The organism is Coprococcus sp. LG101-27, assembly GCF_027695515.1.
GTDB lineage: Bacteria > Bacillota > Clostridia > Lachnospirales > Lachnospiraceae > Allocoprococcus > Allocoprococcus comes.
The window spans coordinates 1-18786 of sequence record NZ_JAQEUJ010000039.1 but is presented as its reverse complement, the minus strand read 5'-3'; the positions used below and the strand labels follow the sequence as shown (position 1 = coordinate 18786).

26 protein-coding genes and 1 pseudogene are annotated in these 18786 nt (G+C 37.1%); 4 read left to right on the top strand and 23 right to left on the bottom strand.

Annotated elements, in window-relative coordinates:
- Together PG766_RS15995 and PG766_RS15990 are read left to right on the top strand one after the other, a co-directional pair.
- The coding region (locus PG766_RS15995; protein ID WP_270591255.1) for a DUF4368 domain-containing protein at positions 1–84 on the top strand (84 nt) is incomplete at its 5' end.
- A 73-nt stretch (positions 85–157) separates the two neighbouring features.
- Complete coding sequence (locus PG766_RS15990; RefSeq protein ID WP_243014407.1) at positions 158–958, top strand: transcriptional regulator; 801 nt, start codon at positions 158–160, stop codon at positions 956–958.
- A 108-nt stretch (positions 959–1066) separates the two neighbouring features.
- On the opposite strand, the gene PG766_RS15985 is transcribed toward PG766_RS15990, so the two are convergent.
- The 11 genes and pseudogenes from PG766_RS15985 to PG766_RS15940 all read right to left on the bottom strand — a co-directional run bounded on the left by PG766_RS15985 (position 1067) and on the right by PG766_RS15940 (position 6802).
- Positions 1067–1411: a cytidylate kinase-like family protein gene (locus tag PG766_RS15985; protein ID WP_243014416.1), complete on the bottom strand. Its 345-nt coding sequence runs from the start codon at positions 1409–1411 to the stop codon at positions 1067–1069.
- A complete protein-coding gene (locus PG766_RS15980) occupies positions 1354–1545 on the bottom strand; it encodes a hypothetical protein (RefSeq protein ID WP_243014409.1) in 192 nt (63 codons plus the stop codon). Before PG766_RS15980 ends, PG766_RS15985 begins: the two co-directional genes overlap by 58 nt.
- On the bottom strand, positions 1542–1739 hold the full coding sequence (locus tag PG766_RS15975) for a hypothetical protein (RefSeq protein WP_243014419.1): 198 nt from the start codon (positions 1737–1739) through the stop codon (positions 1542–1544). The genes PG766_RS15980 and PG766_RS15975 overlap by 4 nt, the downstream gene beginning before the upstream one ends.
- On the bottom strand, positions 1655–1843 hold the full coding sequence (locus tag PG766_RS17195; protein WP_334294811.1) for a class I SAM-dependent methyltransferase: 189 nt from the start codon (positions 1841–1843) through the stop codon (positions 1655–1657). Before PG766_RS17195 ends, PG766_RS15975 begins: the two co-directional genes overlap by 85 nt.
- The gene (locus PG766_RS15970; protein ID WP_015527132.1) at positions 1818–2519 is read right to left on the bottom strand and encodes a transglutaminase-like domain-containing protein; all 702 of its coding nucleotides are present in this window, start codon (positions 2517–2519) and stop codon (positions 1818–1820) included. The genes PG766_RS17195 and PG766_RS15970 overlap by 26 nt, the downstream gene beginning before the upstream one ends.
- Positions 2509–3177, bottom strand: coding sequence for a class I SAM-dependent methyltransferase (locus tag PG766_RS15965; RefSeq protein WP_118198911.1), 669 nt, complete (start codon positions 3175–3177; stop codon positions 2509–2511). The genes PG766_RS15970 and PG766_RS15965 overlap by 11 nt, the downstream gene beginning before the upstream one ends.
- Before the next feature lie 14 nt (positions 3178–3191).
- A pseudogene (locus PG766_RS17190) lies at positions 3192–3793 on the bottom strand (ketopantoate reductase family protein).
- 19 nt (positions 3794–3812) lie between these two features.
- Entirely contained in the window at positions 3813–4595 is a 783-nt protein-coding gene (locus tag PG766_RS15955) for a ZIP family metal transporter (protein ID WP_117558441.1), read from the bottom strand.
- 482 nt (positions 4596–5077) lie between these two features.
- On the bottom strand, positions 5078–5944 hold the full coding sequence (locus tag PG766_RS15950) for a TrmH family RNA methyltransferase (RefSeq protein WP_055158275.1): 867 nt from the start codon (positions 5942–5944) through the stop codon (positions 5078–5080).
- 44 nt (positions 5945–5988) lie between these two features.
- Positions 5989–6261 carry a hypothetical protein gene (locus PG766_RS15945; protein ID WP_008369091.1) on the bottom strand — a complete coding sequence of 91 codons (273 nt, stop codon included), beginning with the start codon at positions 6259–6261 and terminating at the stop codon, positions 5989–5991.
- 28 nt (positions 6262–6289) lie between these two features.
- Entirely contained in the window at positions 6290–6802 is a 513-nt protein-coding gene (locus PG766_RS15940; RefSeq protein WP_117558439.1) for an HD domain-containing protein, read from the bottom strand.
- A gap of 170 nt (positions 6803–6972) precedes the next feature.
- On the opposite strand from PG766_RS15940, the gene PG766_RS15935 reads away from it, so the two are divergent.
- On the top strand, positions 6973–7680 hold the full coding sequence (locus tag PG766_RS15935; RefSeq protein ID WP_118198846.1) for a LytTR family transcriptional regulator DNA-binding domain-containing protein: 708 nt from the start codon (positions 6973–6975) through the stop codon (positions 7678–7680).
- A gap of 129 nt (positions 7681–7809) precedes the next feature.
- Here PG766_RS15935 and PG766_RS15930 read toward each other — a convergent pair whose 3' ends face one another.
- Positions 7810–7947: a hypothetical protein gene (locus PG766_RS15930; RefSeq protein ID WP_008369085.1), complete on the bottom strand. Its 138-nt coding sequence runs from the start codon at positions 7945–7947 to the stop codon at positions 7810–7812.
- Between the two features lie 225 nt (positions 7948–8172).
- Between PG766_RS15930 and PG766_RS15925 the strand changes: the two genes are divergently transcribed.
- Positions 8173–8688 (top strand): helix-turn-helix domain-containing protein, encoded by a 516-nt coding sequence (locus PG766_RS15925; RefSeq protein ID WP_044998574.1) that lies wholly within the window; start codon positions 8173–8175, stop codon positions 8686–8688.
- 50 nt (positions 8689–8738) lie between these two features.
- Here the strand turns inward: PG766_RS15925 and PG766_RS15920 are convergent, their stop codons facing one another.
- The 11 genes from PG766_RS15920 to PG766_RS15870 all read right to left on the bottom strand — a co-directional run.
- Positions 8739–9155 (bottom strand): hypothetical protein, encoded by a 417-nt coding sequence (locus PG766_RS15920; RefSeq protein WP_118198847.1) that lies wholly within the window; start codon positions 9153–9155, stop codon positions 8739–8741.
- A 22-nt stretch (positions 9156–9177) separates the two neighbouring features.
- Complete coding sequence (locus tag PG766_RS15915) at positions 9178–9393, bottom strand: hypothetical protein (protein WP_055248899.1); 216 nt, start codon at positions 9391–9393, stop codon at positions 9178–9180.
- A 38-nt stretch (positions 9394–9431) separates the two neighbouring features.
- Positions 9432–9560 carry a hypothetical protein gene (locus PG766_RS15910; protein WP_008369079.1) on the bottom strand — a complete coding sequence of 43 codons (129 nt, stop codon included), beginning with the start codon at positions 9558–9560 and terminating at the stop codon, positions 9432–9434.
- Between the two features lie 340 nt (positions 9561–9900).
- A complete protein-coding gene (locus PG766_RS15905) occupies positions 9901–11418 on the bottom strand; it encodes a hypothetical protein (RefSeq protein ID WP_270591248.1) in 1518 nt (505 codons plus the stop codon).
- A 244-nt stretch (positions 11419–11662) separates the two neighbouring features.
- Entirely contained in the window at positions 11663–12235 is a 573-nt protein-coding gene (locus tag PG766_RS15900; protein WP_117834787.1) for a CDP-alcohol phosphatidyltransferase family protein, read from the bottom strand.
- A gap of 6 nt (positions 12236–12241) precedes the next feature.
- Positions 12242–13288 carry an FUSC family protein gene (locus PG766_RS15895; RefSeq protein WP_117754066.1) on the bottom strand — a complete coding sequence of 349 codons (1047 nt, stop codon included), beginning with the start codon at positions 13286–13288 and terminating at the stop codon, positions 12242–12244.
- A gap of 33 nt (positions 13289–13321) precedes the next feature.
- Positions 13322–14365 (bottom strand): sensor histidine kinase, encoded by a 1044-nt coding sequence (locus PG766_RS15890; RefSeq protein ID WP_118198851.1) that lies wholly within the window; start codon positions 14363–14365, stop codon positions 13322–13324.
- Positions 14365–15075: a response regulator transcription factor gene (locus PG766_RS15885; protein ID WP_044024695.1), complete on the bottom strand. Its 711-nt coding sequence runs from the start codon at positions 15073–15075 to the stop codon at positions 14365–14367. The genes PG766_RS15890 and PG766_RS15885 overlap by 1 nt, the downstream gene beginning before the upstream one ends.
- Entirely contained in the window at positions 15054–16487 is a 1434-nt protein-coding gene (locus PG766_RS15880) for a phospholipase D family protein (RefSeq protein WP_118198852.1), read from the bottom strand. Before PG766_RS15880 ends, PG766_RS15885 begins: the two co-directional genes overlap by 22 nt.
- A 198-nt stretch (positions 16488–16685) precedes the next feature.
- On the bottom strand, positions 16686–18245 hold the full coding sequence (gene cls, locus PG766_RS15875) for a cardiolipin synthase (RefSeq protein ID WP_118097721.1): 1560 nt from the start codon (positions 18243–18245) through the stop codon (positions 16686–16688).
- Between the two features lie 277 nt (positions 18246–18522).
- On the bottom strand, positions 18523–18786 hold a 264-nt coding region (locus PG766_RS15870), incomplete at its 5' end, for an integrase DNA-binding domain-containing protein (protein WP_270591247.1).

Below are 18786 nucleotides of genomic sequence, written 5' to 3'. Positions count from 1 at the left end.
GTCCACGAAGCTGTCAAGGGCGAGGATGGAAGCCGTGAGCAGGAAGTAGAAATCTACTACCGCTTCATCGGCAAAATCGACTGACCTTTCTTTTTTTACCCAACAATATCTTTAATTAAGGGAAACGGGCATATGCCTGCCGGACGTGTCAATTTATATGGAATTGTGCAGCATACTTAGAATCAGCATTAATGAATTTCTTGCAGGTGAAGATATCGGTGCTGAAAATGTAATTGAAAAATCAGACAGCAATCTTATTCAGATTACAAAAGAGAGTAAAAAGAAACAAAAAAATTTAAAAACAATTCTTGCTGTAGTAACTGTTTTTGCAGTAATTGTCTCTGCGATCCTTGGCACTTTATTCTTTCACAAACTGATACAGCCAAAAAATTATATTACCGCAGTTGATCAGACAAGTACTGAGATGAAAACAGCAGAATTATTATCCGGAACAGACGGCGCATATCTTTTTCATTATTTTACAAAAGATGAATTTAAAACACTCACCATTTATGTATCTGAATATCAGTCTGGGACACTGATCAGTAAAAGTAAAGTGGCTGATTTGGACTATGACGGAATCGATTCCCCTTCCAGAGGCGTCATTGCTGTTGTGCCGGATTTTGAATCTTTTAAGGTAAAATTAATTGTAGCAGATGATTATGCAAAATATTCTACGGATTTTCCTATTTTAGAAAATATAGAAAACAGAGAATATTATGGCAGAAGTGCAAGCCAGATAAAAGGGAAGATTCCGATTCAGATTCATTCAGCTTCGACAATAGAAGGCAAGACTGCTATCCCTTCAGACTCTGAGCAGGGATTAATGGCTCTAATCTATGGAAAAGACGGGCTGTCAGGGATTCCTATCACGGAAATGGAAAAAGGAATCGTTGGTGTGGAAAATGATTATGTATATTATCTTTCCTTCCAATTTGGGGGTAATCAAAGTTTTTGAGGGGATGTCTTTTTGAGGGTTTAGATTGACATAGGACCAATTTTTAGATTGACGATTCCTTAAGGGTCTATATCATTTACAACAAATATTATAAGGCTTTCTACATTTTTACAGTTTCATAGCACTGCGAATGCAGTTCTCAATAAATTCTTCTCCCAAATCTGTATTCAGGCTGAGATCAAAGTTTCCGGCTGCCCCCCACATACGTCGGATGTAATAGCGATAGTTATCTGCACGCAGTTTTTCATTTTTCTGAACCGTAGCTTTGGCTTCTCCCTCAGAGATATTCTGTCTCTGTGCCACTCTTCTAATTCTGCTCACAAGAGGTGCTGAAAAAAATACTTTCAAACAGTTTCCGGAATTTCTGAGAACGTAATCTGCACAACGGCCTACTATCACGCAATTGCCTTTTTTCGCAAGATTGCGTACAACCTGGCATTCTGCCTCGAAAATTTTATTCTTCGGCGCTTCATCCTGTCTGTATTCAGATACATCTGATTGACCAGATCATAAAGAAGGCTGTTTGTCATGATCTCCTCGTTTTTCTTAACGAATTCCGGTGTGTATCCGGTGGTCCCTGCTGTCATCTGGATAATCTCCGCATCATAAAAATCATATCTTTCAGGAATGCAAGTTTCTTACCGATGAGTCTGGCGATAAAGCCTACCAGAAGGGCAGCAATAACAGTACCTTCTCTTATACCAGCCAGTCTGTCCGTTGCGATTTTCCCCTGATATAAAAGCAGGCAATGAAATTGCCGCCCGGTTTCAAAACACGCCATATTTCATGAAATGCTTTTTGCTTGTCCGGAAATGCATGAAAACCATTCATACGGACAACGGTATCTAAAAGCTTAAAACTATCGTTCTCTGATCTTTCTGACATTACGATTCATGAGGTGTCTTCCAATATGTCTATAAGCAAATGCTTTAAAGGCTGAAATTTCTTGATGATGTTCCTTCAATAGTTCATCTGGACAATCATAAACACCAAAATCCTGATTGATTCCCTCGCTCTGAATATAAGTATTGTTCCTATCAAACTCAATAATGAGATTTCTGAAATCCTTGACTGCTACTCCATAACCGCAAAATGCACCTGTACATTCCGAATTTTGTTCCTGTAACTTCTTTATGTAGGTTTTATCCAAAATGAAAGCTTCCAGTTCGTACCACTGATTTTCGAAATTAATTTCTACCCAGCTATGGAAAATACTTTTTGGAGCATTACGGTAAACAAACCCGGTCATAGCCCCTTTCTGCAATCTTTTATCAATCGTAAAACCATGTACTCTGCATGGAATATTGCAGGCACGTAAAAGTGCCATAAATAAAGTTCCTTTTGTATTACATTGTCCATAACCATCTGCAAGTACTTTTGAAGCTGAAATTCCGTCATCAATATTATATCCAAATAAAACATCATCTCTTACATAGTTGTAGATTGCCTTAATCCTTTCAAATTCACCCATTTCCTTCCATTTCATATTTTGAATAAGTTTTTGAATTGCCGGATTAGAAAAATCAACCATTCGTGTTTCCCTAAGATACTTATCTTTCATTTCCTATCGCCTTTCCCATAGGTTTTCTCACAACACAATGCATTCGCATACCTTTACGAATTTCAAATTTTTCTACTTTTAATCCTGCTTTTTTGCAACATTTTATGACCACATCTCTTGTTGGCACTTGGACATCTCCATGTCCGCATATATTTGCCAACGGCATTTCCAATGTATTCATTAGCCATACCAATACTTTATTATCACTGGTCACATCTCTCAATATCAATCTTCCATTTGGGCGAAGACATCTTTTCACACTGTCAAAAAATGCCTGTGGATCCGGATAATGATGGAAGCTCATAGAACAAATAATTGCATCAAATGAATCCTTTTCAAAAGGAAAGTTCTCACAGTCTCCTACAACAAATGTTGCATTTGAAATATTTTTCTTTTTTGCCTGTTCAATCATGGCAGGAGTCAGATCCAGTCCTGTATAATGTCGGTCTGGATATTTTTCTGCTAATAAAGAAATCATCGGAGCAGGTCCGCAGCCTGCATCCAATAAATCTCTAAATGGCTCCTTCTCTAATTCTTCCAGAATATCCGGATAATCCTTCTTGCACATTTCGTAAATACCAGCATAGCTACTTTCATATCTTCCTGCTGCTTTTGTAAACTCTTTAATTGACATTTTTTTATATTCTTCATTTTTCATGCTTTTTTCTCCAATCACTGTGCCTTTTTCGCCTTGCATCTGCATTTCTTCATTTTTTTCATATAAGCATAAAACTGCTTATGCAATTCCCTCATTTCATCTGGTGCCTTCATAGCATGTTGATACATAAATTTATCTCCAAAACTACTTCCAAATGTAACTGCCAGCATAATCGTCAGAAATGACAATGGCAAAAAGCGAAAAATATTCATTTTCCATGGTGACAGTTTACCCTTTTGTTTTCGCAAAAAGTTAAAATTTCTTTTCAGCCTTTCCGCTGTTTTCCTCATAATTTTCCATTCTTTTTCCACTTTCTCTGGATCGTCTGATTCATAATACGCATCTGCAATCGGTACCACCATAGCAAGATGACAAAGCTGCCATAGATGCATATCCGTTACTTTCTGGTATGGTATATGAGCATGCCTCAATATCTCTGAAAACTGCTTAGTTCTTTCGGATTTACTTCCTGATTTTTCTTATATAGCAATCCATTATTTCTTAAAGCCTCAAATCTTTTTCCTCTGGCATAAATACTTGTATCATAACCGGCTTCTGCAAATATAGCTGCATACAAGGAGCCTATCACACCCGCACCATAAATCAATATTCTCATAAGAATCATTCCTCTCCTCTTACCCCAGTGCCACATCCAAGATCATCATCAAACTAAATCCAAGTGCAAAGAAAAGCGTACCGATATTCGAGTTCTGTCCCTGAGACATTTCCGGAATTAGTTCTTCAACCACGACATATAACATGGCTCCTGCTGCAAAGCTGAGTAAATATGGTAATGCCGGGATTACCAGCTGTGCGACAAGAATCGTCATTACTGCTCCAATCGGTTCAACGACTCCTGAAAGTACACCTCCGAAAAATGCCTTTCTCTTACTTTCACCCTCTGCCCTAAGCGGCATAGATATAATCGCTCCTTCCGGAAAATTCTGGATAGCAATTCCAAGTGATAAAGCAAGTGCACTTGTTGCTGTAATCTGTGCATTTTCAGCAAGAAATCCTGCATACATTACACCAACTGCCATACCTTCAGGGATGTTATGTAATGTAACTGCCAACACCATCATCGTAGTACGGCCAAGTTTGCTTTTCGGTCCCTCTGCCTGATCACTTCCAACATGAAGATGCGGAATCAAATGATCAAGTGCGAGTAAAAACAATATACCAATCCAGAACCCAGCAACTGCAGGAACAAACGATAAAGTTCCCATATTTTCAGATTGTTTAATTGCCGGAATCAGAAGACTCCAGATTGAAGCCGCAACCATTATACCTGCTGCAAACCCTGCAAGTGCACGTTGCAGTAACTTGCTAAGTGTTTTTCTCATAAAAAACACGCATGCTGCACCTAGCGTTGTTCCAACAAATGGAATCAGTATACCTTCAAAAATATTTATTCGCATTATATTTTCCTTCCATATATGCTCGAAAAAATTCATTGGCAAAAATAATTATCTTCAGCGGTATAATATTAGTTCTATAGCTTATTGATTATATTGCCTAATACCTAATATATGTTATTCTATAATCTTTCATACTTTCATCATGTTAGTTTTGACTAACCATCTAGTATAAAGAAAACCGTGCAAAAAGCAAACTGTAATTTTACACGGTTCTCTTATGCTTAAGTATATCACTTACGTAATCATATAACAATATATTTCTTTCAACAATTTACAAAACTGGGCGGTGGAATTTACTCTTTCACACAATAATGTTATGGTTGTATCTCCTTCTGACAGCAGTACTGTAAAAATATCATATCTTCCAAAGGTGTAAATTCTCCGTTTTTGCATTCGACTCTACGATTGCTGCATCAATCTTCTGAAAACGTTCTGTCAAATCTCTTTCCTCCTTCGTGTCATCTGATACAATACGGTTACCATTACAGAATTATTTTCCCAAGCTGCCAAAATGCCACCGCACTCGCCGCTGCCACATTCAGCGAATCAACACCATGTGTCATCGGAATTTTAACCGTATAATCACATAACGCTATTGTCTCATTTTCCAGTCCTTCACCTTCATTTCCAAGAATAACTGCCAACTTTTCTTCCTTCATCAGTTCCGAATCATCGATGCTGACCGAATCATCAGTCAGCGCAAGTGCTGCCGTCTTATAGCCAAGCTTTTTCAATTCTGCAATCGCCTGTTTTGGCCAAATTACTTCCCGCTTGCACCGCATTTCATTGCTATCCCGGATAAATGTCCACGGAATCTGAAATACGGTTCCCATACTCACTCTGGAAGCCCGTCTGTAAAGCGGATCACTGCATCCCGGACTCAGAAGTACCGCCTCCATATTAAGAGCCGCTGCAGACCGGAAAATTGCTCCTACATTTGTCGGATTCTGCACATTTTCAAGAATCGCGATTCTGTTTATCCCATCACACAGATCCTGAAATTTTCGAAGCGGTTTCCGTCTCATTGCGCAAAGCATTCCTCTGGTCAGTTTGAAGCCTGTCAATTTAGTCAGCACCTCAAAATCCGCTGTAAAAATCGATACTTTCGTATCATCAAATCTGTTCATAATCTGGATTGTTTCTTCATTCTCTTCCATCTGCTTCTTTTCAACAAGAACAGACAATGGCTCATAACCTGCATCCAACGCTCTGCCGATCACCTTCGGACTTTCCGCAATGAACATTCCCTCTTCTGGGTGATCTTTATTCAGAAGCCGTGCTTCTGTGCATCTGGCATAAATATCCAATTCCGGCGCATTAAAGTCTTTGATTTCTATTACGTTCAGCATTTCTTTTCCCCTGTTTTCATCCGTATATTTAATCTGATCACCTTTTACAGACCTTCGCGATACACCTTATTGATCGTTGCCTGCGCATGTTCCAATTCTTTTTTCTGGATAATTGCGTTCCGGTCGCTTAGAATTGCCAGCATCTCATCCACCACATCTTCCGGTCGCGGATCTGATATGCGGTACAGATAGCCGAGCATTCTTGTTGCTGTATAATCTGTGTTCATCTGTTTATAAGCAATTTCCCTGCAAAGGCTGTCCGGATAGCCTTTCTGTTGCAGTGCTTTGTATAGTTCATCCTGTTTTGATTGTGCCATAAATTATTCTCCAATATAATGCTTTTTATTATTCTTCTCTTAAAAATATTGATTCCAACAATCTGCATCCCGCTGCCGTCCTAAAAATACGGGATTTTGCATTTTCAATCGACACTTTTGAAAAATTACTCTCACTTGCATTTACAAGAAAATCTGCCTCTATTAAAATCTGATAATCAATCCCATCTATATTGGTGTATGTATGATGATGTGTGACCAGCCAGATAATACGCTCCACTTTCTGTTCTGATACAGGCATTCCTTCAAAAAACTCCTTTACCAGCGGTTCACTTTCAAGTTCCTGATTTTTACCATTTGTGTTTCCATATTTTTCACGACAAAGTGGACAGGATATATCATGCACCACAGCTGCAAGTTCAAGAATTCCCTGTGTGTTTTCATCCACACTTTCCTGCTCCCCTATCGTCTTTGCATACGCCCATACTTTCAGGAAATGTTCGATATCTCTCAAATTCCCCTGATAAAAATCAATCATTTTTTCAATGGCAACTGCTGTTATTTTAGATTTTTCGTCTTTCATTGCATTCTTCCTCCTGACTTCTTCTGATTTATCTTTTATAACTATAGCACACTTTTCATTCGCAAATCTATTTTTTGTCTTGTAGTTACGAATATCCGCATAAATAGAAAAAGCCCTTTGAAAAAAGAATTTTCTCCTCTCTCAAAAGGCAAGTTAAAAAATTAATATCTATGTGTTATAATGTTCCACTATATTTCGAACGAAAAAATATCAAAATTTCAGATATTTTTTACCTTACCAGACAGAATCCTCACACAATCATTACGCTTTCCTCGGGAGAGAGCTTTGCAACTACAATCCCGATAAAAGAACTTATGCTTTACTTGCCAGAAGAAGATTTTCTAAACATCTCAAAAGGCGTTGTTCTTCGAAAAAATCAAATTGTTCATATATCCGACGAAGGACTTTATACAATGACTGATGGTGCTGTCTTTCAAGGAAGAAAACGTAATCTGAGTCAGCACAAACAAATCCGTAAGTCACTTGGTTTAAATGCGCAGAACTATTCGGAGGCTTCAGAAGACAGCTCACTTCAATTATTTGATAACTGTCGCTTTCTCAATAATATGCCACTTGCTTTTTGTATTATTGAGCTTGTATTTGATGCGGAGGGACATGGTGTAGACTTTGTATTCCGTTACTGTAATGATGAAATGGCTGTTGTTGAGGGCGTTCCCGTTTCAAAAATGTTGAATCATTCCTTTTATGAAGTCTTTGAAAATGGAGATAAAAAATGGCTTGTTACTTATGCGGATGTAGCATTAAACGGCAATAAACATATCCTGCAGGATTATAGTCCGGAAATCGACAAGACTTTGACCATCTACTGTTTTCAACCTGCCAGCGGATATTGTGCATGTGTATTGATTCCGTCTTAGTGTTCTGCTATTTGGCGTATGCGATTACAAAATTATTTTTCTGTAAACAAAAAAGTGCGGAAGTCCTTGATTTTTTAAAGGTTTCCGCATCTTGAATTATCTTTTATTTTTCTGAACCAGGCAATTTTTTTATTTTAACAAATCGAGCAGCGTATATTCACCTTTTGGAATCTTAGCTGTTCTATGATACTCTTTTATTGCTTCCACAAGAATCCCGGAATTAGAAAAATAATTAAACACGTAATCATATGATTTTACGTCAGACATTCTAAGATTTTCCTTGCAAAAATCACTTGGTTTTTTCCCTGACTTTTTGAATTCTTTATACTGATTTTCAGCAACCAGTAGTCTTTCTGGCTTCCTATCCATTTATAATCTTGTTGTTTACTGATGCTTCAAGTATAATAAAATCTATAAAGGAAATACACGCACAGCATGTGGACTTAATGCCTGATAATCCTCATGTTCGCGATATACAGGGAGGTTATTCTCATGGGGAAACAATCTACGAGAGAAAATAAGACAATTTATCAGATTTGCCGGGAAAAAGCCGGTCTCACCAGATCAGAAGCCAGTGAAAAAATGACTGCTGTTTCTGATTCTAAAATTGAAAAGTTTGAATATGAAATGCAGGAACCCACACCTTACGATATCATCCAGATGGCTGATGCTTACAAGCGCCCGGATCTCTGCAATTATTACTGCTCTCATAAATGCGAAATCGGTCATCGTTATGTCCCGGAGGTCGAAGTTTCTGATTTATCCAATATAATCCTGGAAACCATTGCCAGTCTGAATGAGATTAATCCTCTTACCACACGTCTGATCCAGATTGCCCGTGACGGTAAGATCAGCGATGATGAGATCAAGGATTTTGCTTTTATCAGTAACAAACTGGATGAAATTTCTCTGGCAATAGATTCCCTGAATCTCTGGGTTGATAAAACAGCCGGAGAGCAGGGACTAAACATCGAATTGCTCAGAGAAGAAAAAAAGAAACAGAAATAAGTATGAAAAACAAGGCAGCGAACCTATTTATGGTCCACTGCCTCTTTCCTTTACATATACTGTAACTGGTTTATGATGTATTCCGTTCTGCGGATAGCCTCTTCCACCTGATGTCTGGCATTATTGATTCGATCCTGCACCATCCAATCCACAACAAATCCATCAAAAAAATAATCTGCAAAGGATAAGAAATCTCCAGTATTGATGTTCAGATTACAAGCCATGTTCACATCATTTAATTCCCTACTGAAATTACGAAGATCATATTTCGCCTGTTCCATATTTTGTCTGGCCTGATCCATCTTGGAGTGTTTCAACATCGTAGAAAAGAATCCACCGCCAAACATATCCACCAGTCCCCAATTTTTTGCACTGTTCAGGTTTTCTTTTGCTGTCCGAAGACTACTTAACGCTTGTTGTCCTGCTTCAATCGCTTCTCGTTTCTCTTTTTCTATATCATATCCCATAATTTCTTCCCTCCTCGTATTTTTATGAGTTAGATGATATAAGTGCAATGATTCCGCCGATGATCAACAATGGAAATGCAATATAAATCAGTCCACCAACAACCATTCCTATCAAAATCACCGGAAAAAATACAACTGTACAGAGCAACTTTAAGATTCCCCAGGATGCTTTTACACCAAATATAAAAAATTTTCCAATAAACCAGATCATGCATATAGTAAATAATAACGATAACATATTCTACTCCTTCTGACTCCTGTTATGATTTGAATCATTCATTTTTTTGATTGTTTACTTGATACAAACTCAGATGTATTTCTCACACCGATTTTACTACTGAATTCTGGATTCTTCTCTATTTTTTCAATCATCCGAATTAACCTTATTCTCTGTGCTGTATCCATCTGCTCACCTCATTCTGACAGTTCTCCCTTTTGATATTGTCAGTATAACCGGATAACTTTTCAAAATATATACCTAATACAAAGAATTGAACATATGTAATTCTCAATTTTCGAGGAATATTAAAAAAGGTCCAGAGGGAATTGTTCCCTTCTGAGCCTATTGGTTATATAGCAGTATTTTTCATATTTGCTCTGATTTACTTTTTTTGTAATTTCTTCTCTGGAAATCTTCGAACCAAGGTGCATTCCTCGTTGCTTACACATATACGCTTTCATTGTTTCTATATTCTCATCAGCACTTCCTGACTCAAGTGAGCACATTTGCGAATTGTTTTCCTCATTATTTACATGCCACACTTCCAGAGCAGAAATTTGCATATGTTTTATGCATAACTATTGTTCCATTTGAAAACTTAATATCAATATCATTTGCAGAACCATATCTAACTATTTTAGCTTTCATTCCATTTCTCATTATCTTCTCTGTCCATAACCGTTCATTTTTCAAAGTACGCCTCAGTTGCTGAATCCCAGGTTTACCTATAGCTCCGTGAATAAAATCCTCATATTTTCTATCTTTCACAATAGTGCCATCTTTAAATTTAACGGTGATATGATTTGCATCTTTTACTTCAATAATCTCCGCCTCCTCATTACCTCTGTTTTGAATTTTTTTATCCCCTATATGATTTCTTGCATAACAGGAAGGCACTGCTACACTACCTGTACTAAATCTTTCCCATCTTGTTTTTACTATTTCTCCATTATCAAACTTCACTTTGATATCATTACTCAAATTATATTCAATCACTTCTGCCATCATCCCGTTCTTCATTTGTTTTCGTAAATTTAATCTTTGATTCTTTTTTGCCAGACTTGTATCTTTGGGATGTGAAATATTTCCTTTAACAAAACTTTGATAACATTTATGATATACAATTTCTCCATCCTCGAACTGTACAGTGATATTTCGACAACTAGACATTTTAATGATTTCTGCAACCATACCATTATTCATTTTTTTCTTTTCATATAAATGAATCGTTGCACGTTTATTATTTGATACATATTCCTTTATTGTACGTTTATCTTTCTCAAAGTTTATAAACTTATCATCCTTTTTGAGAACATCTCTGACAAAACTTTTCAGGCAACATTCCAATGAAGCTGACATAAATCTACTATCCTCTAAAATATAGTTTCTTCCACTAACACCAGAACATCCCGGTTCTCTAAAACGATAAAGTTTTATTCCCAACTTTTCAACTATTTTATTCTTTCCTTCATCATCTTTATTTTTAGTATGAGAATATTCACCATCATACTCAATCGCTATTTTCAGCTTATCATTATATAAATCAAGCTCTTTCCCTTCTAAACCAACTCTGTCAGAACGCTTTGAACGTTGTGGAATTCGAACAAACCCCAATGACTCTAAATAAAATCTTAATACCAATTCATTTTGTGATACATTTCCTCCAGAAATTGTAGGATGTGCAATACTACCGATACAAAAATCTCGCCAGGATACTCCCGTTCTTTTTCCGCCATCTTCAAACAAAATATCCATATCATGACTCCCCCTGTATTCAATAACCTCAGCAGTCAATCCATTATTCATTACCTTTTTCTCGCCAATTCGCTCTTCTCTATTTCTTGGAGCTTTAAAATGTTTTTCATAGTTGAAGTTTCCCTCAATAAAGTATCTCCAATTTTTTAACTTCATTTCTTTCCCATCACAAAATCTGATTATAAAATTTTCACAAGTACTATAACTTACAACTTGTGCCCTCTTTCCATCCCTGGATGTACTCTCTACCCCTATTCTTTCACTTGCTTTTGTTATGTATTTTCTCATTTACACGCCTGCATTCTAATTTGATAAGTGTTTCTTTCTAAAATCAAAAAATCCTGTTCTGTACACCAAAACATTATTTTTTGACTTCCTTTATTATATTTTTCTATATAAAGAAATTCCCAGAATACTTACTGCTATCACAATAAGAAATTTTCCAAATCCTGATATTGTATATTCTAGACCTCTCATACAAATAATCTGGCTTCTCCTAAATATTTTTCTAGTCATTGCAATATAAAATTGCTTATACAGTCTCTCCCTTAAGAGTCCTGGTATTCTGGATAATATACAGAGCGACCGATATGACCATCATTATAGCGCACAAACCAATCAACAGATCTGAAACCATCGGTGTAATGTGGAACCATATAATATGCACCGCTGCAGTTCCATATAATAAAAAGGTTACTATCTTTCCATGCCAGTCTGCACCATGTACTTTTCCTGTCTTTCGTATCACAAGACATCCACTGACTACCATATACAGCTCCTTACCTGCCATTATTACGATTAAAAGAAACACATGCGGAAAACGAGTAAACAGACAGATTAACATCGCTGCCTGTGTCAGCTTATCAGCCACCGGATCAAGTATTTTTCCTAAATTACTAATCCTATGGAATCTTCTTGCGATATATCCATCAGCAAGATCCGTAAGACCAGACAGCAATAAGATTTCACCAGCTAACAGAGGATTTTTCTTTACACAATAACTCCATATAATTACCGGAATCAGACAAAGCCGAAAAAAAGAAAGAAGATTAGGAACCGTAATAATTCTATTCAAATTTTCTTCCTGATTCACTTCACTCTGCATGTACGGTCACCTCACTTTCCTTTTTTTAGACATAAACCAATAAAATATAACACAAAATGCTAAAGCAAACACAACACCAAAAACATTTTGAATCACTCTAAGACTAACCGCTCCTTGTAGTCCATAAGTCTCTGCAGCAATAGCTAAAGCACCAAATGTGTTAAATACTGCCTGCCAGCCATATTGTGCTGAAAATCCTACACCGATTCCACCAAGAATTCCTATATATGCATAGATTGACGAAGGAAGCAGAAAATATAATACTGTAAAACATATAACACCTGCAATATTTCCGACAATCCTTTTACGGACTCTGTAGTGCATATCTTCCATAAACGGCAAAATCGCGGACATGGCCGCAATACCAGCCCACATTGCACGTGGCATATTACAAAGTTCTGCAATGCAAAGGACAATCGGTACGCATAAAATCTGACATATCTGCCATTTTGTTCTGGAAGAAGTGATATCAAATTCTTGTATCAGATCTTTCAGATTTCTTTTATAAGTTCTGTTTTTATGATTTCGATAGAATACGAAGCAGGTAAGTGCTGCACCTAAAGCCATTCCGACTAATCGCATCTGATAGCTTTTTCCCGTAACATCATAACCATATAGCAGCAGATACCCAAGAACCAATGTAGATTGATTAAACATGAATGGATTATGGCATCCGAACAGAATCAACACAGCCAGTGCCGCAATATTTAACAGCATTCCCAATACCGGTGAAAACTGATTTGCTAAATGCGGACATACAGTCATAATTACAAAGAACAAAGCCAAAAGCATCGTAGATTGTCCGGTGTGGATCCCCAGATCCGCATTTCTAAACACCATGAGACATAATAAGACTACTACACCTACAATGCTGTTCTCATTTCCAAATAGGATGCTGAAAATACTAACAAAGAAAAAACAAAATGCCAATGTAACAGCTATCTTCACCAGATATACCCACATATGATATAATTTTTCTTTTAGTGTTTCACTCTTTTTCAACAGGTTTTTAGAACCTGCCTGATTTAACTGCAACTCCTGATAAAATGTCATATAAATCCTCCCATCTTCTAATTTATCTTAAAACTATATAATCTCATCTTTCTGCTTTGGCAGCTCTATAACAAATCTGCATCCACCATATTCGCGGTTTTCTGCTTTGATTGTTCCTCCGGCACTATCTACAATCCGTTTTACAAGTGCAAGACCTAGGCCATTTCCTTCTGCTTTATGAGATCCATCTACCTGATAGAACTTGTCAAATATTCTGGATTTTACATCATCCTCTATTCCTGGTCCTTCATCTTCCAGAATGAACTTAACAGAATCCTGTTCTTGTTTCAGAAACATCATAATTGTCCCCTTTGAAGGGCTGAACTTAATCGCATTATCCAAAAGATTTATCCAGATATGCATAAAAAGTCCTTCATTCCCAGTATATTTAACTTCCTCCAATTCTACCTGGAAACCAATTTCTTTTTCTGTCCATTTTGTTTCCAATGAAAGAAATGCCTGGCGGATCTGTTCATCCAGACGATATTCTGTTTTTTTCATTGGTATATTCTGATTCTCTAACTTGGATAACAGCAAAATATTACCAACCAATCCGGAAAGTCTTTGGGTGTTAAATAAGATTTTTTCTACATATTCCTCTTGATCCGGAGACAGTTCTTCTCCCTGAAGCAGCATTGTATATCCTTCAATGGCATTAATCGGGGTCTTAAACTCATGAGAAACATTAGATACAAAATCCATCTGCAGCACCTCTGTTGCACGAAGTTCTTTTGTCATAACGTTAAAACTTTGATAAGATTCTCCAACTTCTGCTATACGGCTGTTCGTTTCCAAATGCTGTTCAAAATCTCCCTGAGAAACTTCCTTCATTGCTTTACTAAGTCTGGTAATTGGTTCCAGTAACTTTGCATTGATAAAGGAAGTGATCAGCCCTGCAATCAATGTATTGAAAATCAAAAGCCAGCCAAGCACAGATATGCTGCCCGGCAGATTAAAAAAATGATTCAAAAAAGCAAATAATAAAGCAGATATGACTGTTGAAAATACAAGTGCCAGCCAGATTGCACCAGTCAGACAGGATCGGATCCGCAATCCTTTTTTTTTCTTTTGTTCCATTATTTTTTCACCACCTTGTATCCAATTCCACGCATTGTTACGATTTCAAAATCCGGGTTATCTTTAAAACGCTCTCTGATTCTTCCTATATGTACCTCTATCGTATGTGGGTCTGCCTCCGTCTCGTATCCCCATACTTCATCCATCAACTGTTGTTTTGTAAATGTTCTGCCTGGCGAAGCTGCAAGCTTATATAAAAGCAGGAATTCTTTTTTAGGCAAAACAAGACTTTCCTTATCAGTTGTAACCGTCATTGCATCATAATCAAACTCTGTTGAACCGATCACAATTTTGTGTTCATTCAGTATCTGTGCACGGCGAAGCAGTGCTCCAACTCTTAAAACCATTTCATTCACATTTACCGGTTTTACCATATAATCGTCACTTCCCGAAAGAAATCCCTGGCGCATATCATCAAAGGAACCTTTCGCAGTGATCATAAGTACCGGTATCTGATATCCTGCTGAACGGAGTTCCGACACCAGTTCATAACCATCCATAACCGGCATCATAATATCGGAAATGATCAGATCAATATACTCTTTATCCAATATTTCTAATGCCAGTGCTCCATCCGATGCACTTTTGACCTGATATCCATTCTTCTCAAGCACTTTTTGGAATAGCTGGCTTAATTCTTTATCATCTTCTACAATCAATATTTGAAACACGTTTTCCTTCCTCCTTATTAAAACAGATACCTTGCCCATCCAAGCAGATGCTGTACCAAAAGTACGTTTCTCTGACGCTTCTTTGTCAATTCAATTGGCTCTACATGATACAGATCACGATAGGTTCCATCTTCCAATACCTGTCGGGACACTCTTTCATATTCCATCATGCCTTCTTCCAACTGTTTATTAATCTCTTTGCTACGTATTACAAGCATCAGTTCCGTATCCAGATACGTGCTTCTCATATCCATGTTAAAGGAACCGATTACGGATAGATCATCATCAATCAGGATGCTTTTTCCGTGGTAAGAATAGCCGCCTTCATACTCCCAGATATCAATTCCTGTATTTAAAATTCTGTTTCTGTTTCTCGCATAATCAGCAGAACCAAACGGATTTCCATTGTTGGCAACCGAATTGGTCATGATAGAAAAATCCGGAACTCTCTCCGCAATCTCTTTCCATGTATTATACATCATATCATTGCAAATAATATATGGTGTATGAATTTTCACGCGCTCTTTTGCATTTTTCATTAGTTTTCCCAGTTGATACCAAACTACTGGTTCCTTGGAACCTGTGTGGATAGGATTTGACACTAATGCAATCTTTTCTGTCTCAAAAGTTTCGTCCGTGTAATCGGTATCGCAGATTCTTTCCTTATTCTCTTCAAAATATTTCTGATAGCCGTTCTGCAGCTCTAAAACTGCGTTCTTTACAGATTTTCTATTTGCCAGTTTTTTATTGTCATGAAAATAACCACTGTCTTCTTGTTCCCATATCGTTTCAAAATACTCTAACAACTGGTTAACTGAATTTTCTTTCTCAGGTTCATCGCAAACCACTAACACGTCTCTGTCATAGTTCTTATGTCCCGGAAAATCACCCAGGAAATAATTGTATGTATTTCTTCCCCCAAGAATATATCTCTTTCCATCTGCAATCAAATATTTATCATGCATTCTACCCATCATTTTCCACGGTTTCAACGGATTGGCCTTATTATACAGTTTAATTTCAACATTCTCATGGGAAGATAATCCATAGAAATACGGATTTCCTTCCATATCAATCCAGCTCTCCATTCCATCTACTAACAGACGAATATGTACACCTCTGTCTGCCGCATCATACAGTGCTCCTAAAATCAATTTTCCACTTTCATCGGATTGAAATGCAAAAGTAGAAAGAATAATTTCCTTTTTTGCATTCTTGATCAAACGCACTCTTTGTAAAAGCGCTTCTGGATTCTTTTCTATGATTACTGCCCGTTCTGTATTTTCACTGCATTCGTTCCATGACCCATTTTTTGTTTCTTTTTTGGTTGTATTGGACACTTCCGGCTGCTTTTTATATGCAACGCAGATTCCGAGCAATTCATAAAAAGCCACACATAAAAAAATTGCCAGTATAACAAGAAGGATTTTACATATTTTATGCTTTTTCATTGTACATCACCTGATTCCTTTTTATTTCATACTTATACAATACAAAGTCAATCTCAATTTAACCTCAACAAGGTTTGTTTTTTTCATCCATGCAAAATTTTCTTTGTACAACAGACTGTTAGATATAGCAAAAACGGCCTTTCAAAAACAGTTAACTTCTAAATCAACTGTTTTTTGAAAGGTCGTTTCATCAGATTCTTATAGCAATCCAGCAAATAATCTCATAAATAATTGTCCCAGTCGCAAATATGCACTTCGTCCGGTTTGATATTGGTCTGTCACATCACGACATTCTCCCATCGTTCTTATCAGATCATTTTTTATTTCCACAACTGCCTGACAATCTGCCATAAAACAGCCGTTTTCAAAATGGTGATATAAACTTCGATAATCCAGATTAATTGTTCCACAAGTTGCCATACAGTCATCTGCCACACTCATTTTTGCATGACAGAAACCAGGAGTCCACTCATAAACACGAACACCATGTTTAACCAATCCATGATAAAAAGAACGAGTTATATTATAAATGAATTTTTTATCAGGGATACCAGGTGTGATAATTCTTACGTCTACCCCTCGCTTAGCAGCCAGACATAACGCATGCGTCATTTCATCTGTTATGATTAGATATGGAGTCATAAACCAACAATATTTTTCAGCTTTATTTATCATACTGATATAAACTTCTTCTCCTACTTGCTCATTATCCATAGGGCTGTCTGCATAAGGTTGAACAAACCCAGTTTGCTGTGCCGCATAATCATAGTGGAAAAGGTATTTACTAAAATCAGAATCATTAGCATCCTTATCACTTACTGCATTCCACATTTCCAAAAATGTCACCGTAAGCGACTGAACAGCATCTCCTTCTAAACGAATACCTGTATCTTTCCACTGTCCATACGGGTGTGTGTAATTAAAATATTCGTTTGCCAGATTATATCCACCTGTAAATCCGACTTTTCCATCAATAACTGTTATTTTTCTATGATCACGATTGTTCAAAAACAGATTTAAACCTGGCATAAACGGATTGAATACACGGCAATGAATTCCTATTGCCTCCATCTTTTTCACAAAATCTGTGTTAATAAAGCCTATCGAACCCATATCATCGTAGAATACTCTAACTTTCACACCTGCTTTTACTCGCTCTTCCAGAACATCTTGAATCTTATGCCATGCTTCAGCGTCTTCTATCGCATGATATTCCATAAAGATAAACTTCTGTGCTTTCTCCAAATCCTTAAGCTGTGCCTCTAATCCTTTCACTGCTTCATCAAAATACACAATATCCGTATTCTGATAGATTGGATACTGCGAATTTCTTTGTATGTAACTTGCTATATTTCCTGCTTTCGGAATTGTTTCTTTTATTCTGCTCAAACACTCCTGACTGTCCGGAAGCATTGGTAACAATTTGCTATCAATTTCTGCATATCGCTCACGCATTTTGTGTGTGCCACCATTCAAACCAATCAACAAATACAGGCCTACACCCATAATTGGGAAAATTAGAATTAAAATGACCCAAGGCATTTTCATAGAGGATGTCTTATTTGATGCGTACAATCCCAAAACCAAGATCCCACTCAAAATCCTTGTAAATAAATTTATGATTTCTGCATATTCATTCAAGCGTGTTACGATAGTAATAATAAAAATCACTTCCAGAAGAATGCAGATTATGGAAAAACACAGCCGTTTTACCCCATTTTTTGTTTTTGCTTTGCCCTCTAAAGTATCTTGTTTCATATATATTCCACCTTCCTACTTGCTCAGTTTTCTCCCTAAATTTCGTGTAACATACCAATTTTGTCTTTTATAAGTAAAGCGGACATTCGCAATCCGCTTTCGCTACTTGCTCATGAACGCAGTCGCTTTGCGACCTGTCTGTACTGTTCTTTTACACTTTCTGGTGCAAGTATCTGTACCTTATAATTCACTTTTGTTGATAGTTTCAAATCATATTTCTGTTCGATAAATCGATCATCTAATTCATTCAGCGTCATCCTGTCAGCTAGCAGCGGATTCAGTCCATCTTCTTTGTCACGGATGATTTTCTTTCTTTTGCTCTGAGTTCAACCAATGTTTTTGCGTAAACGTTTCGCCTATTTTTATCTAAAGCTGTATAAGAATAGCGACCGTCTTTTCTCTGACTCTCACCGGTTCGCAACACATACCCCCCGGCTGTCTTTTCTTGATTTTTCCATCCTCTCACCTCACTAATCGTGAGGAGCATCTTAACTGTGCTCATCCTGTCGGTATAATAGTTCCAATCCTTTCTTAAGCACCT

Excerpts from the sequence above, each read along its gene's own strand:
- PG766_RS15930 (WP_008369085.1), bottom strand. The coding sequence starts at position 7,947 with ATGTCTGACGTAAAATCATATGATTACGTGTTTAATTATTTTTCTAAT.
- cls (WP_118097721.1), bottom strand. The coding sequence starts at position 18,245 with ATGAAACAAGATACTTTAGAGGGCAAAGCAAAAACAAAAAATGGGGTA.
- PG766_RS15945 (WP_008369091.1), bottom strand. The coding sequence starts at position 6,261 with ATGGCACAATCAAAACAGGATGAACTATACAAAGCACTGCAACAGAAA.
- PG766_RS15990 (WP_243014407.1), top strand. The coding sequence starts at position 158 with ATGGAATTGTGCAGCATACTTAGAATCAGCATTAATGAATTTCTTGCA.
- PG766_RS15895 (WP_117754066.1), bottom strand. The coding sequence starts at position 13,288 with ATGACATTTTATCAGGAGTTGCAGTTAAATCAGGCAGGTTCTAAAAAC.
- PG766_RS15915 (WP_055248899.1), bottom strand. The coding sequence starts at position 9,393 with ATGTTATCGTTATTATTTACTATATGCATGATCTGGTTTATTGGAAAA.
- PG766_RS15935 (WP_118198846.1), top strand. The coding sequence starts at position 6,973 with ATGTGTTATAATGTTCCACTATATTTCGAACGAAAAAATATCAAAATT.
- PG766_RS15885 (WP_044024695.1), bottom strand. The coding sequence starts at position 15,075 with ATGGGCAAGGTATCTGTTTTAATAAGGAGGAAGGAAAACGTGTTTCAA.
- PG766_RS15880 (WP_118198852.1), bottom strand. The coding sequence starts at position 16,487 with ATGAAAAAGCATAAAATATGTAAAATCCTTCTTGTTATACTGGCAATT.
- PG766_RS15970 (WP_015527132.1), bottom strand. The coding sequence starts at position 2,519 with ATGAAAGATAAGTATCTTAGGGAAACACGAATGGTTGATTTTTCTAAT.
- PG766_RS15920 (WP_118198847.1), bottom strand. The coding sequence starts at position 9,155 with ATGGGATATGATATAGAAAAAGAGAAACGAGAAGCGATTGAAGCAGGA.
- PG766_RS15980 (WP_243014409.1), bottom strand. The coding sequence starts at position 1,545 with ATGACAGCAGGGACCACCGGATACACACCGGAATTCGTTAAGAAAAAC.
- PG766_RS17195 (WP_334294811.1), bottom strand. The coding sequence starts at position 1,843 with ATGTCAGAAAGATCAGAGAACGATAGTTTTAAGCTTTTAGATACCGTT.
- PG766_RS15910 (WP_008369079.1), bottom strand. The coding sequence starts at position 9,560 with ATGGATACAGCACAGAGAATAAGGTTAATTCGGATGATTGAAAAAATA.
- PG766_RS15950 (WP_055158275.1), bottom strand. The coding sequence starts at position 5,944 with ATGCTGAACGTAATAGAAATCAAAGACTTTAATGCGCCGGAATTGGAT.
- PG766_RS15925 (WP_044998574.1), top strand. The coding sequence starts at position 8,173 with ATGGGGAAACAATCTACGAGAGAAAATAAGACAATTTATCAGATTTGC.
- PG766_RS15905 (WP_270591248.1), bottom strand. The coding sequence starts at position 11,418 with ATGAGAAAATACATAACAAAAGCAAGTGAAAGAATAGGGGTAGAGAGT.
- PG766_RS15900 (WP_117834787.1), bottom strand. The coding sequence starts at position 12,235 with ATGCAGAGTGAAGTGAATCAGGAAGAAAATTTGAATAGAATTATTACG.
- PG766_RS15975 (WP_243014419.1), bottom strand. The coding sequence starts at position 1,739 with ATGGCGTGTTTTGAAACCGGGCGGCAATTTCATTGCCTGCTTTTATAT.
- PG766_RS15965 (WP_118198911.1), bottom strand. The coding sequence starts at position 3,177 with ATGAAAAATGAAGAATATAAAAAAATGTCAATTAAAGAGTTTACAAAA.
- PG766_RS15955 (WP_117558441.1), bottom strand. The coding sequence starts at position 4,595 with ATGCGAATAAATATTTTTGAAGGTATACTGATTCCATTTGTTGGAACA.
- PG766_RS15940 (WP_117558439.1), bottom strand. The coding sequence starts at position 6,802 with ATGAAAGACGAAAAATCTAAAATAACAGCAGTTGCCATTGAAAAAATG.
- PG766_RS15890 (WP_118198851.1), bottom strand. The coding sequence starts at position 14,365 with ATGGAACAAAAGAAAAAAAAAGGATTGCGGATCCGATCCTGTCTGACT.